Below are 12,239 nucleotides of genomic sequence, written 5' to 3'. Positions count from 1 at the left end.
TTGAAGTTGTTCCTTTTCAAAATCAGTTAATTGAATATATCTTTTTGGCATCATTTGACAAATATACAAAAACACGATTACTTTTACTCAACCCCTTAATTGACTCAATGCCATACCATAAGTTGTTTCATTTAAAACTGCAGGATTGAGGTCATTTGATCCTTTTTGATGCCAGAATATCCGATTATCTTTCCCAAGTAACAAGGTCAGAGTATTTCTGTATTTAATCAATGGACCAGTTTTATCTGTTTTATCTGGCAGCGTTAGTTTCATCATGGTTTGCGATGAAAATGTAGTAGTAAAAACAAAGAAGGTGATAAGTAAGAACCCCAAATCTACCATTGGTGTCATATCTACCCTCGGTTGGCGAGTATTAGTTGTGATTTCTGACATTTTTTTAGACATTTATTTGAATAATTAATTATTTAGACAAATATTTAATTATATTTTTATATTTTCAAATAAAACTTGAAAATATATTTAAAATGTCATCTTTCTCGTTAAAACTGTACAAAAAAAGGCATCTTCTTTCTAAAAATGCCACTATTTATATGCTTTTGTATATAAAAATTTAACAGGCTCACAAGCCCAATAATCCAAAATCTCTCAAAGTAATAGTAGGTTTGTTATACCAAAATAGTTCAAAATCTTCTAATCCTGCAGTTTCATAGTCAGTTTTTACTTCTTGCAGTGTATAAGTTTTAGCATTTTTGGGTGAAATTTTATCCAAAATTTCACGGAGCCAATCGCCTTGTATCTTATTGACTTTAATGCTAAAGGTTTCTTTTTTATCGTAAAAAATTAGATTGGCTGTTTGAAAAACTTGTCCTTTTTTTGTAGTATTTGTATAATTAATCGAAGGTTTTTTTCCTAACCAAACAACTTTAGCAGAAGGTTTTAGTGTAAACGGTTCTTCATTTAATAAGGCATTTTCAATGTAGTTTTTAGGGATTTTTGTGCGTGGAACCTTGAAATCGAACCATTGTTGAAGTGGATAATCAAAACAAATTCCGTGCATAAAATTAAGCAAAGATTTTTTTAATCCGTAGCTAAATTCATCATGATTGGTGCCTGTCGGGTCGCTATGCACAATGTCGTTATTAGCAAAAGTACCGATGATATTACTTTCTTTTTTTACACCAAATTGTTCAGGATATAATCCAACTGGACTATGTGCCGTCATAGCAAATTGATGCCAAAAACCAGATTGTAAAGTGCCGATTTCAAACATTTGACGCACCATTTCGAGCGAATCAATAGTTTCTTGGGCAGTTTGTGTTGGAAAACCATACATCAAATACGCATGAACCATGATGCCTGCTTCGGTAAAATTTCGGGTAACCTGTGCGACCTGTGCCACTGTTACGCCTTTTTGAATCAAATCTAAAAGTCGGTCGGAAGCAACTTCCAAGCCACCCGAAACCGCAATGCAACCAGAGGCTTTGAGTAGCAAACACAAATCTCGACTGAAACTCTTTTCAAATCGAATATTTGTCCACCAAGTTACGGTCAATTTTCGATGTAATATTTCTAAAGCCAAAGCTCGCATCAAGGCTGGTGGAGCGGCTTCATCCACAAAATGAAAACCATTTTCGCCCGTTTGGGCAATCATTTCTTCCATGCGGTTGCAGAGCAAATTGGCGGCAATTGGCTCATATATTTTTATATAATCAAGCGAAATGTCACAAAAAGTACATTTCCCCCAATAACAACCATGAGCCATAGTCAGTTTATTCCAACGTCCATCGCTCCACATTCGGTGCATCGGATTAACAATTTCAATTACCGAAATATATTTATCTAATAATAAATCACTGTAGTCGGGCGTACCAACTTCCGATTGTTTATAATCTTTTATTGTACTGTTATTAATGTATGAAACTTCGCCATTAATTAGGGTAAAAGCTCTTTTCAGATGTTCTAAAGGGCGTTTATTCTCAATATATTCTACGAGGTTTTCGATTGGTGCTTCGCCATCATCAAGCGTTATAAAATCAAAAAACTCAAAAACACGAGCATCAGAAAGTGAGCGAAGTTCAGTATTAGCAAAACCACCACCCATTGCTACTTTTACGGTCGGATAATGTTTTTTTACCCATTGCCCTATACGAAAAGCACTATATAAATTTCCCGGAAAAGGCACTGAAATAGCCACCATTTTAGGCAAAAGTTCTTTCATCCGCACTTCCAAAATTTTTATTAAAAGTTTATCTATGTAGGTGTATTCTTGCTGTAAAATGTCATATAATTCATCAAAACTATTGGCAGAACGCCCCAAACGCTCTGCATAGCGACTAAAACCAAAGTGTGGGTCGATACATTCCATGATTAAATCTGAAATATCTTCGAGATAAAGCGTTGCCAAATGTTTTGCTTTGTCTTGATTTCCCATCGAGCCAAAAGCCCAGTCGAGGTCGTCGAGTTGGGCAAAACGAGATGCTTCTGGCAAGAAATTATCTTGACAAATCACGTGCGATAAAGTAGGGTTTTTGCCTTGCAGAAATAATATAACGGCATCAATCGTATTGATATAATCATCTTTAAGTGCAATTATTCTTGTGACATTCGTTGAAAAAGTTCCTCCATCAGGAGTTAGGGGGTCAAACAACTCTATCAATCCCTTCTTTGAAAACAATGCTAAAATAACTTCAATTCCTAAGTCAGCATGAAAGCATGAAATATTTTTTGTATTCAGAAAGCCCTTGATATATGCAGTTGCTGGATACGGTGTATTCAGTTGGGTAAATGGGGGCGTTATAGCAAAAACAGTCTTATTCAAATCTTGCAGCCAATTTTATCATTACGAAATAAGCTCAAAGGTAGTCATTTTCAAACAAAAAGGTGAAGAATGGGTGTAGGACAAGTTGGCAAAAACTAAGTTTTCTCCAAATATTATTTGGATTAGCAAAAATATGCTTGTTAAATCTATGCAGATTCTTACCAATTTTACGTACGAACTAAAAACGCATATTTCGACTATTAGCGTTGCAATTGAGGCATGGAGTAGAAAGTTTCATTTCACCCAAGTATTTGAAATCATTTCTGACCACCATTGACTAATTTTGTCATTTGCTTGAATGCGAGAATCGCCCCAATAAGTAGCAGACATTGGTAACGCCCACATGGCTTGTTCGTCCCAATTTTGGTTGATATAAGCTACAACTTTGATAGTTTGCTTGTTTTTCTCAATAAAATCGAAGAAAGGTTTATACCATTCATTCCAAATTTGTAGTGGTGTGAGTTTAACCATTCCTTGTCCTGCAATTCCATCCCACAAAGGGCTAATATTTTTCCTATAAAGTCCGCTTAGGCTATATCCTTGTGGAGTTGCCTCACAAATCATTACTGGTTTATTTTTATAATTGGCAAAATAAACCATTTCATTGGCTAAGCTTCGTTGGCTACGTTTGTAAACTACATTAGTGCTATTTGTGTGTTTCGGAGAAATTTTTGTTCCTGTCAAAAACCAAGAAAGTCCACAAAAATCAACATATTTATCACCTGGATACCAATCGCCAAGATTTTCAATTTTATTTTCCATGATATCGTCCAAAGGTGAAGTACAAGCCTGCCAAACTGAAAGCCAATTTTTAGCAGTTTTACTCTTTTCATAATTAATTCTCAAAACATCATGTATCCGCTGAAAAGCCGCCACATATCTGCGGCGGTCTTCGTAGGCTTTATTCCAATTTCCATCAAATTCATAGCCTATTCTTAGATAAAACTTTACTTTTGGATATGTCTTCAAAAACTCGGCAAATTCATTAATTTTGACATCATATACTCCCTTGACAAGGTTTTGCATTTCTACTTCATCATTCATCCATAAGCCAATCGCCATATCAAAAGGGATATTTTTTCCATACTTTTTTAGACAAGCATCGTCTAAAATATTCTTTACACAATTCGAACCAGCACCCTTATCAATGGAAGTTTTTAGTCCGCCTAATTTAAAAATATCAATATATTGTGTCAAGCCAACAGGTTGCGGAAAATTACGGTAAGTAAGGCAATCATCATTTTTTTCGATATGAAAATAGTCATAAATAGCCTCCTCATCTTGACCGATAAAAAGGCTTTGGGCAATCGTTTTTAGGTTAATCAATAGAGCAAAAAGACTCAAAATAATACTTTTCATGTGGAACATTTCTGATTATTTGGCTTAATTATTAAAAATTTTAAACGTTTTTGAGAAGTTTTCGTAGCTAATATTCAATAAAAAATACCCTTCTCCTACCCTTTCCAGTTCGGCATCAAGTAAAGGATTAATTTCTTGCCAATATCCTTCATTTTCTACTAATAACGTTCCATTTGTCTGAAAAAGTGTCATTTTTAAGTTTCGATTCATAATTTCATTGATCGGAAAAATATCATTCGAAGATTAGGTGGGATTGGGAGCAATCGTTAAAGCAAATTTTTCAGACGAAACAGCTAATGCACCGTCCATTAAATAAACATAGCCATTTTTTTGAAAATCGGGGTCAAGAGCAAAACCATTTAATCCGTGGTCGCCATAATCAAGTACTTCTTCGCTAATATCAATGATTGGCGTTTCTTGCTTTACGTTATTTTCAACAATAAAAACCTTCTCGCCCTTTTCCCAAACATACATCCTACCATTGGTATCAAAGGTCAAGCCTACCGGAGTTTTCCAGTTGCTAGAGATTGTTTCATCAATAAATCGAGAGGGTTGAGCTTGAGTTTTTGAACAGATTAGCATCAATAAAATAATCAATCGTAAATACAGCATTATATTTTTACTCATTTCGGTTACTTTGAAGATTTTCAAAACAAAAATAAGTAATATGTTGCTAAACAGTTTCGATTCAAAAAATTAATGCTCCTTTAAATAAATTTATTTTATTCCCTAAATCTATCCTGTGTATTTAGATGCAAAGTTGCTTGTTTTTATCTAAGAGCTTGTTTAAGTTTTTTGATTTGGGCTCAAAATGCACCTTTTTAACTTACTCCTAGTTCAAAAAAGCACATTTTTTTTCCAGCAAAAAAACTCAAACAACCTCTAAGCCTAAATAAAAAAAACTCCCTCTTCGATTTTGAAGAGGGAGTTTAAATCTATTACTAATCAATGAAAGAAATCTTTCATTTTATCGAAAATACTTCTTTCGCTTTTGTCCGTTCTTGGCTGAAAGTTTGGCAAAATCCTGATTTTTTCTAACATTGCTCGTTCTTCGGCGTTAATTATGGTAGGTGTAAAAAGGCTTACATGAACCAATTGGTCACCTACACCATAGCTGTTGAGTTCTTTCAATCCTTTACCTTTCAGGCGTAAAATTTCGCCCGATTGAGTACCGGCTTTTATAACGATTTTTACTTTACCAGCTACAGTTGGAATTTCAACATCTTTTCCCAAAGCAGCATCGGCAAAATTCATTCGTAATTCATAAATAATATTGCTCCCGTCACGTTTCAATTCTGGATGTTCCTCTTCTTCAATCACAATAAGCAAATCGCCTGCAATCCCTCCCCGAGTTGGCACATTTCCTTTTCCAGTCATTGAGAGTTGCATACCTTCGCCTACACCCGCAGGAATTTTTATGCTCAATAAGTCTTCATTGAGTTGACGACCTTCGCCGAAACAAATATCGCAACGCTCTGTAACCACTTTTCCTTCACCTTGACAAGTAGGGCAAGGGCTAGTCGAAACCATTTGACCAAGCATAGTGTTTACCACTTTTCGTACTTGACCCTGTCCATTACATGTAGCACAAGACTTTAGCGAAGTGCCATTTTTTGAGCCATTTCCTGAACAAGAATTACACGAAACATAGCGTTTTACTTTTATTTTTTTCTCAACTCCATTGGCAATTTCTTCTAAGTCGAGCTTAAGTTTTATTCTCAAATCTGACCCTTTCCGCATGGGTTGTCCACCACGTCTTCCGCCGCCGCCAAAAAAACTACCAAATGGGCTATCATCGCCAAAGACACTACCGAAAATATCCTCCATATTTACTCCTTGGGCTCCACCACCGCCAGCACCACTTACGCCTTGATGCCCAAATTGGTCATAACGTTGGCGTTTGTCCGAGTCAGACAATATACCGTAGGCTTCAGCAATTTCCTTGAATTTTTCTTCGGCTACTTTATCTCCTGGGTTTTTGTCAGGATGGTATTGAACAGCCAATTTTCGGTAGGCTTTTTTTAAATCATCATCTGAAGCGTTTTTGACAACGCCCAATAATTCGTAATAATCTTTCTTTTGTGCCATATTTTTTCAACGAGCGAGTAAGTGAATGAGTCAATTTTTTATTTTATTCCTTCATTTTATCATTCACTCATTCAATTATTAAGAGCCTACCACAACTTTTGCGTAGCGAATAACTTTTTCATTTAGGGAATAACCTTTTTCAATTTCTTCGATAACCTTACCTTTATTTTCTTCGCCAGCCGAAAATTGGGTGATACATTCGTGCAATTCAACATCAAAGTCTTGACCTTTGGAATCCATTGATTTTAAGCCTTTACTTGCCAATGTTTTTTGTAATTTATTGAATATTAACGCAATACCTTCTTTTAAAGGTTCTATTTCGGAAACAGTTTCAAAGGATTTATTGGCACGTTCAAAATCATCAATTACTGGAATGAGATCTTTAATCAAACCTTCCGAGGCATTGTGAATCATTTCTATTTTTTCTTTGGCTGTGCGACGGCGGAAATTCTCAAAATCGGCATATAAACGTAAGTATTTGTCTTTAGCCTCTGCAAGTTTATCTTCGAGAATTGAGCCACTTTCTTCAACTACCTCACTGTCGATGTCCAAGACCTCATTATTTTCCAACAACTCTTCGTTATTATTTGTCGGTTGTTCCTGTTCTTCTATATTCTCTGCCATTTTGTAATCTATTTTATTTTGTGCAAATTTCGACAATTATTTTGCCAATAGAAAATTTACTGACAAGATGGCAGAAAACAGTCAATTTAAGACAGTTTTCAGAAAATGACTGAAAGACAATTTAAAATAATTATATACTTGCATAGAAAAATATTAAAAAAAACGAAATAATGGAAAGAGTAAACATATCCACAGGAGCAAAATGGGAAGACATCGTTGGCTATTCACGTGCAGTGAAAATTGGTAATATTATTGAAGTAACAGGTACTGTTTCGACTGATGGAAGTGGCGAGATTGTTGGAAAAAATGATGTTTATATTCAAACAAAATTTATTGTTTTGAAAGTCGAAAAAGTATTAGAGCAATTAGGAGCAAAATTAAGTGATGTGATTCGTACCAGAATTTACACGACAGATATTTCACTTTGGGAAGAAATAGGTAAGGCACACGGCGAATTTTTTGGTGAAATTAAGCCCTGCTGCACAATGATAGAAGTAAGTGCTTTGATTGATAAAGACTATTTGGTAGAAATTGAATTTTCGGCAGTGTTGAGCAAGTAGATTTAAAGATGATAGAGGTTTTATATTGAGAAAAGGTAATAGTTTAAATCTTACACGATGATTTTAGAATATTAGGTACGAAATCAACGTCTCGTAATTCAAATTCCCTATTTTCATATCTAAAAAACTTAACACAAATTATTTCTAATAGCAAAAGCCACTAAACCTGCCGTGTTTTTTAGACGAAGTTTTTCCATCATTCGGAGGCGATGCCCTTCTACTGTTCGTGGACTTAGGGCAACAATATCGCCTATTTCGGCCGTAGTTAGGCCTTCGCAAATATATTTCAAAACTTGTAATTCACGCTCCGAAAGGTCGGTTTTATAGTTGAAGATTTTGTTTTCTTGCTGTGTTTTGCGATTCATTTTGCGGAGCATTATTTTGCTCACAAAATCGCTGAAATAAATATCGGTTTCATGCACTTTTCTGATGGCTTTTTCAACTTCTTCCGGGTCAGTGTCTTTCAATAGATAACCATTTGCTCCAATTTCCATCAAATGCAAAACAAATTGGTCTTCGTCGTGCATCGACAATATCAATACTTTAATCTCTGGATGCTTTGTTCGCACGATTTCAGTCGTTTTGATACCATCAAGTACTGGCATTTGCAAATCCATCAACACCACATCAATAGGTTGATCTGGCAGTTTATCTAAAAATTCCTGACCGTTGGTAGCTTCCATCACTACCTCAAAATCATGCACTTGTTGCAGAATAGAAATTATTCCCTTCCGAAATAAACCGTGGTCATCTACGACTGCTATCTGAATTTTTGGCATAACTTTTTTTGGTCAGGGACATTATAGTTCTGAATTCTGAGAGAAAAAAACAAAACTAAAGTATAGATTAGAAACACTTACTCAGCACTATAAAGGAATTTCTACGAAGGTATTTGTGCCTTGTCCAAGTACTGATTTCATAATTAATTTACCATTGATAACACTCAAACGGCTCTCAATGTTCCTCATACCCAGACCTGATTTTGGGTCTTTTCGTACGCTTTCGACGTTAAACCCTCTACCATTATCGGTAAATATAAATATTATTTTGTTAATTTCGGTTGATAATTTTAAAGTAATTTGTTCGGCTTCAGCGTGTTTAAGTGCATTATTGACTAATTCTTGTGCAATTCGGTAAATTGTTAATTCTATTTTTTTATCAAACCGCTTATTTGCCTCAATACCTTCGTGGCTAAAAACAAACAAAACACCCGCAGCTAAATGAATTTTTTGAATAAATTCATCAATTGCCGACATTAAACCGAATTCTTCGAGGGTACTTGGCACTAATTCTTTTGAAATACGTCGCACATGACCGATTGATTCATCCAATAATTCTCTGGTTTGTTTACCCATCAAAGCGATGTCAGGTGTATGATCTATTTTGCGAAGAAACTGATTAAAGCTCATTTTGGTAACCGAAAGCATTGCCCCAACTTCATCGTGAAGGTCTTTGGCTATGCGTACTCTCTCAACCTCTTGTACTTCTAAGGCAGACTCCAAAAGTTGGCGTTGCATTTCGTCTTTTAATTCTTGTATCTGTTGTTGTTGTTGAATATCTTTTTTAAGCTGTTTTTGTTGGTAGTATGCCACAAATACAATCAATACTACCCCCATCAAAAGTAATAGGCAAGTGCCGATGATGATTAGTGTATATTGATTTTCTTGATTAAGCATGTACTACTGCAAATATTTTTCAAAATTACAATAATCTGAAAGAAAATTATTCTTTTTCATATTTACTTACAAAAAATGATACACCAATTAATAGCCTAAACATAATATTAATTATAGAAATAATATTATAAAATAGTAAAAATAATTTATCAGGAGCATTGATAGAAAATATTTGTTTCCCAAATAAAAAAATTAAAACACTTCCCGTAGAATAAATAACTAAACCTGCACACAACCAAAATGGTGGGTGTGTAAGTATATTTTTTGCAGATATTTCGGATAATAATGTGTGAAAATATATGAACACAATAATAACATACGATAGTCTATTCAAAACATAGGGAAAGTAAGCAAATTCAATAAAATCAAATTTCCAAAACCCTACGAATATAGCACTACCTAACAGCATTATCATCAAAAAACGCTTGTTTTTTTGACTATTTAATTGAAAAAAAATCAAACACAAAGTAGAAATCTCTAAAATTTCAACAAAATTGAATATATGTATATTGTTTTTTGTTAAAACCGACAACCATGTTGAATATAAACCGAAAAGAAAATAAACTACTAAAAAATATAAGAGTAGTTTAAATTCTTTTGTTAGTGATTTATAAAAGAAAACCCCAATTATTATAGGAATAATGGAGATTAAATCTGAAACTTCAACAATAGGATACTTATTTATTAAAGATAGTAATTTTTCCCACATACCGAATTTATTTTATGCACACAGTTTAGGGCAAGGAGAGCCTCCTCCTGCTCCATCGCCATTTGGTTCATCTTTTAAAGCTGATGAGTCAAATTCAATGTCTTTACCATTTTCATCTACGGGTACTAAAAATAAACGTGGTCGTAGTTTTCCACTATCTTTAATATTGCCATCGGCATCTTCGGGAGCATGACCATAGTAAATTCTTATACCAACTACTTCTTTTCCTCCTTTATCAGCGAGTAGTTTGTTAATAACATTTTTCCCAAAAAGTTCGGCTCTTCTTATATCACCATCTTCTTCTGTAAATACTTCTGATGATGCTTTGTTTGACTTTACATGAGTAAGTGCGTTTTTTACATAAGCTCGAATGGTGGACATACTGAAAAATGAGCCAGCGTTGAGGAGTCTTTCTTTCATGGGGTTGGGGTTGTTTGATTTGAAAAATAGAAAAAATAGTCTTTTCAGTAGTCTGATTAATTTTTTCATTATTGATAGACAGTTTGAATACACGACATCAAAAATACAAATATATTGTTCTAAAGCAAAACTACAACGATTTAGTTTAACACTTAAACAATTGATAATTAGATAGTTATACCATTTTTCAATTCAATACCAAGTAAAAACCCCTAATGAATATCGTAAATATACGTAGCTTTTTTACACTAAAAACAAACAAAAGCCCTCATTAAAGTTTTCACTTGAACGAGGGCTGTGGCACTGAACTCAATCTTAAATAGAAAAAAACTATATTTTTTTCACGTCGACTGCATTCAAACCTTTGCGACCTTCAACTACATTGTATTCAATGTGATCGTTTTCACGCACTTTTACACCGTTAAGACCTGTTACGTGAAGGAAGATTTCTTGCCCTGAAGCATCATCAACGACAAAACCAAAACCTTTAGTTTCGTTGAAAAATTTTACTACGCCTGTTTGCATTACAATAAAATAAATTAAAGAAGTAAATAAATGAATTGCAATGTACGTCTTTTTCAAAACAAAACAAGTTTTTGAAAGAAAATATTTGTACTAAACCTATATTTATTTGTACAAAACCATAAGTTTTTTTATTATTCTATTATCAAATACTTGATAGAAAAAAAAATTTAACTACATTCGTACTCAATTACACAGAAAATGCTAAAAACAGGACGATTAAGATATTTAGTAGAGAACCAACTTTTTGGCGTTTGTTCACGACTTGGCGAAAAAATGAGTTTTTCGGCAGGAAGCGTTCGATTATACTTTATTTATGCCTCTTTCTTCACTTTTGGCTCTCCAATTATTATTTATTTAGTTTTAGCTTTTTGGATGGAAGTCCGAAAACATCTTCGCCGTCATCAAAACCCAACTGTTTGGGAGTTTTGATTTGTTTAGATGGTTGATTTTCGATATTCGGCAAATTAAAACATTATCACTGATGCAAAAAAATATCCCGAACATTGAAATTTTCAAAACAACGCTAACTGTTTATCGCTATCTTCTTGATTATCAGTGCTTTCAGTTTCATTTATTGGGCTGTCATCAATAACCAGTGGAATGGTCGTCACTATAATTTCTTCAGCCTTTGGTTCGAGCATTTTTACTTCAACTATCTCATAAGTATTTATTTTTTGTCCGATTGCTTTCCAGCCACGTACTTCTACAAACTCATCTACATTGATTGTTTGTTTTTCGATGGCAGCCTTTTTGTCCGCTTTGGTTTTGATTTCCATTCTCGGATATTTATCTAAACTTGCAGCAAGTAACCGTGAATTTTTGGTATCAGCAATGAACAAAAATTTCTTATCCATCGTAGTCGTTTCAATCTTGAAACGCTTGATATAATAAATCTTGTTTTCACCTTCATAATGCAGGCAAGAAATAGGTCTTTCAAGTTCAAATTTCACTACTTTGAGTATATCCTTTTGCTCGTAACGATTGGTCAGTTCGAAATTTGTAAACTCATATTGTCCATCTTTATAAATGACCAAAATCTTATCATCTGAACCAAAATTGCCCAAATATTGACCATGTTCATCACGATTAAGTTTGCCAATTACAGCATCAAACCAAATATCAACGCCTCCAAGTGTTGATTTTCCTACAGATTTCAACACAACTTTTCTGATTGGAAACTTGGTCAAAACATTACCCATCGAACTTCTATTTTTTATTGTAAGTGTCGAAAAATCCCAGTCGAATTGTTTCTTTTTAGCGGTCGAATTGGCAGTGAGATTAACCGAAACACTTTCGGCTTCGCCATTGTCATTGGCAGTAAAATACAATACTTTCGACTTCGGGTTTCCCATCGAAACATCGTACTCTTTGTCACGAGTAATGCCCGTTACAAAGAAACGTTTGGCATAAGAAGTGCCCGTTTTCCCATCGAGATAGATAGCATTATAAATTTTTCGCTCATCATTTTTGCGAAAAACCGAGCAGTAAATAATGTCTTT

14 protein-coding genes and 1 pseudogene are annotated in these 12,239 nt (G+C 34.3%); 2 read left to right on the top strand and 13 right to left on the bottom strand.

All coding sequences use genetic code 11. The features are described 5' to 3' along the window. Nucleotides 1-87: 87 nt before the first annotated feature. From ACH2CJ_RS10610 to ACH2CJ_RS10580, 7 genes are all read right to left on the bottom strand, one after another. Nucleotides 88-393, bottom strand: a complete 306-nt coding sequence (locus tag ACH2CJ_RS10610; protein ID WP_394992755.1) for a biopolymer transporter ExbD — start codon at nucleotides 391-393, stop codon at nucleotides 88-90. A gap of 187 nt (nucleotides 394-580) precedes the next feature. Then, the gene (locus ACH2CJ_RS10605) at nucleotides 581-2,779 is read right to left on the bottom strand and encodes a B12-binding domain-containing radical SAM protein (RefSeq protein ID WP_394992753.1); all 2,199 of its coding nucleotides are present in this window, start codon (nucleotides 2,777-2,779) and stop codon (nucleotides 581-583) included. 234 nt (nucleotides 2,780-3,013) lie between these two features. Beyond that, a complete protein-coding gene (locus ACH2CJ_RS10600; RefSeq protein WP_394992751.1) occupies nucleotides 3,014-4,138 on the bottom strand; it encodes a hypothetical protein in 1,125 nt (374 codons plus the stop codon). 24 nt (nucleotides 4,139-4,162) lie between these two features. Next, entirely contained in the window at nucleotides 4,163-4,348 is a 186-nt protein-coding gene (locus tag ACH2CJ_RS10595) for a hypothetical protein (protein ID WP_394992749.1), read from the bottom strand. Between the two features lie 33 nt (nucleotides 4,349-4,381). Beyond that, the gene (locus ACH2CJ_RS10590) at nucleotides 4,382-4,765 is read right to left on the bottom strand and encodes a PQQ-dependent sugar dehydrogenase (protein WP_394992747.1); all 384 of its coding nucleotides are present in this window, start codon (nucleotides 4,763-4,765) and stop codon (nucleotides 4,382-4,384) included. A 318-nt stretch (nucleotides 4,766-5,083) separates the two neighbouring features. Continuing rightward, nucleotides 5,084-6,226, bottom strand: coding sequence for a molecular chaperone DnaJ (gene dnaJ / locus ACH2CJ_RS10585; RefSeq protein ID WP_394992746.1), 1,143 nt, complete (start codon nucleotides 6,224-6,226; stop codon nucleotides 5,084-5,086). A gap of 78 nt (nucleotides 6,227-6,304) precedes the next feature. Beyond that, a complete protein-coding gene (locus ACH2CJ_RS10580) occupies nucleotides 6,305-6,850 on the bottom strand; it encodes a nucleotide exchange factor GrpE (protein WP_394992745.1) in 546 nt (181 codons plus the stop codon). Nucleotides 6,851-7,020: 170 nt separating this feature from the next. On the opposite strand from ACH2CJ_RS10580, the gene ACH2CJ_RS10575 reads away from it, so the two are divergent. Beyond that, nucleotides 7,021-7,410: a RidA family protein gene (locus tag ACH2CJ_RS10575; protein WP_394992743.1), complete on the top strand. Its 390-nt coding sequence runs from the start codon at nucleotides 7,021-7,023 to the stop codon at nucleotides 7,408-7,410. A gap of 128 nt (nucleotides 7,411-7,538) precedes the next feature. Here ACH2CJ_RS10575 and ACH2CJ_RS10570 read toward each other — a convergent pair whose 3' ends face one another. The 5 genes from ACH2CJ_RS10570 to ACH2CJ_RS10550 all read right to left on the bottom strand — a co-directional run bounded on the left by ACH2CJ_RS10570 (nucleotide 7,539) and on the right by ACH2CJ_RS10550 (nucleotide 10,740). Then, nucleotides 7,539-8,189: a response regulator gene (locus ACH2CJ_RS10570; protein ID WP_394992741.1), complete on the bottom strand. Its 651-nt coding sequence runs from the start codon at nucleotides 8,187-8,189 to the stop codon at nucleotides 7,539-7,541. Nucleotides 8,190-8,276: 87 nt separating this feature from the next. Beyond that, on the bottom strand, nucleotides 8,277-9,086 hold the full coding sequence (locus ACH2CJ_RS10565) for a sensor histidine kinase (RefSeq protein WP_394992739.1): 810 nt from the start codon (nucleotides 9,084-9,086) through the stop codon (nucleotides 8,277-8,279). 46 nt (nucleotides 9,087-9,132) lie between these two features. Next, nucleotides 9,133-9,795 (bottom strand): hypothetical protein, encoded by a 663-nt coding sequence (locus tag ACH2CJ_RS10560; RefSeq protein ID WP_394992737.1) that lies wholly within the window; start codon nucleotides 9,793-9,795, stop codon nucleotides 9,133-9,135. A 12-nt stretch (nucleotides 9,796-9,807) separates the two neighbouring features. Beyond that, nucleotides 9,808-10,215, bottom strand: coding sequence for a hypothetical protein (locus tag ACH2CJ_RS10555; RefSeq protein WP_394992735.1), 408 nt, complete (start codon nucleotides 10,213-10,215; stop codon nucleotides 9,808-9,810). Between the two features lie 330 nt (nucleotides 10,216-10,545). Then, a complete protein-coding gene (locus ACH2CJ_RS10550; RefSeq protein WP_394992757.1) occupies nucleotides 10,546-10,740 on the bottom strand; it encodes a cold-shock protein in 195 nt (64 codons plus the stop codon). 198 nt (nucleotides 10,741-10,938) lie between these two features. Between ACH2CJ_RS10550 and ACH2CJ_RS10545 the strand changes: the two genes are divergently transcribed. Then, nucleotides 10,939-11,169 carry a PspC domain-containing protein gene (locus tag ACH2CJ_RS10545; RefSeq protein ID WP_394992733.1) on the top strand — a complete coding sequence of 77 codons (231 nt, stop codon included), beginning with the start codon at nucleotides 10,939-10,941 and terminating at the stop codon, nucleotides 11,167-11,169. A gap of 83 nt (nucleotides 11,170-11,252) precedes the next feature. Here ACH2CJ_RS10545 and ACH2CJ_RS10540 read toward each other — a convergent pair. Next, a pseudogene (locus tag ACH2CJ_RS10540) lies at nucleotides 11,253-12,239 on the bottom strand (DNA gyrase/topoisomerase IV subunit A); the annotation flags it as partial.

The sequence above is a fragment of the Emticicia sp. genome (assembly GCF_043780375.1).
In the GTDB taxonomy this organism is placed as follows: domain Bacteria; phylum Bacteroidota; class Bacteroidia; order Cytophagales; family Spirosomataceae; genus Emticicia.
This window is presented reverse-complemented; position numbering and strand designations above follow the sequence as displayed.

Excerpts from the sequence above, each read along its gene's own strand:
- ACH2CJ_RS10610 (WP_394992755.1), bottom strand. The coding sequence starts at position 393 with ATGTCAGAAATCACAACTAATACTCGCCAACCGAGGGTAGATATGACA.
- ACH2CJ_RS10600 (WP_394992751.1), bottom strand. The coding sequence starts at position 4,138 with ATGAAAAGTATTATTTTGAGTCTTTTTGCTCTATTGATTAACCTAAAA.
- ACH2CJ_RS10595 (WP_394992749.1), bottom strand. The coding sequence starts at position 4,348 with ATGAATCGAAACTTAAAAATGACACTTTTTCAGACAAATGGAACGTTA.
- ACH2CJ_RS10590 (WP_394992747.1), bottom strand. The coding sequence starts at position 4,765 with ATGAGTAAAAATATAATGCTGTATTTACGATTGATTATTTTATTGATG.
- dnaJ (WP_394992746.1), bottom strand. The coding sequence starts at position 6,226 with ATGGCACAAAAGAAAGATTATTACGAATTATTGGGCGTTGTCAAAAAC.
- ACH2CJ_RS10580 (WP_394992745.1), bottom strand. The coding sequence starts at position 6,850 with ATGGCAGAGAATATAGAAGAACAGGAACAACCGACAAATAATAACGAA.
- ACH2CJ_RS10575 (WP_394992743.1), top strand. The coding sequence starts at position 7,021 with ATGGAAAGAGTAAACATATCCACAGGAGCAAAATGGGAAGACATCGTT.
- ACH2CJ_RS10570 (WP_394992741.1), bottom strand. The coding sequence starts at position 8,189 with ATGCCAAAAATTCAGATAGCAGTCGTAGATGACCACGGTTTATTTCGG.
- ACH2CJ_RS10565 (WP_394992739.1), bottom strand. The coding sequence starts at position 9,086 with ATGCTTAATCAAGAAAATCAATATACACTAATCATCATCGGCACTTGC.
- ACH2CJ_RS10560 (WP_394992737.1), bottom strand. The coding sequence starts at position 9,795 with ATGTGGGAAAAATTACTATCTTTAATAAATAAGTATCCTATTGTTGAA.
- ACH2CJ_RS10555 (WP_394992735.1), bottom strand. The coding sequence starts at position 10,215 with ATGAAAGAAAGACTCCTCAACGCTGGCTCATTTTTCAGTATGTCCACC.
- ACH2CJ_RS10550 (WP_394992757.1), bottom strand. The coding sequence starts at position 10,740 with ATGCAAACAGGCGTAGTAAAATTTTTCAACGAAACTAAAGGTTTTGGT.
- ACH2CJ_RS10545 (WP_394992733.1), top strand. The coding sequence starts at position 10,939 with ATGCTAAAAACAGGACGATTAAGATATTTAGTAGAGAACCAACTTTTT.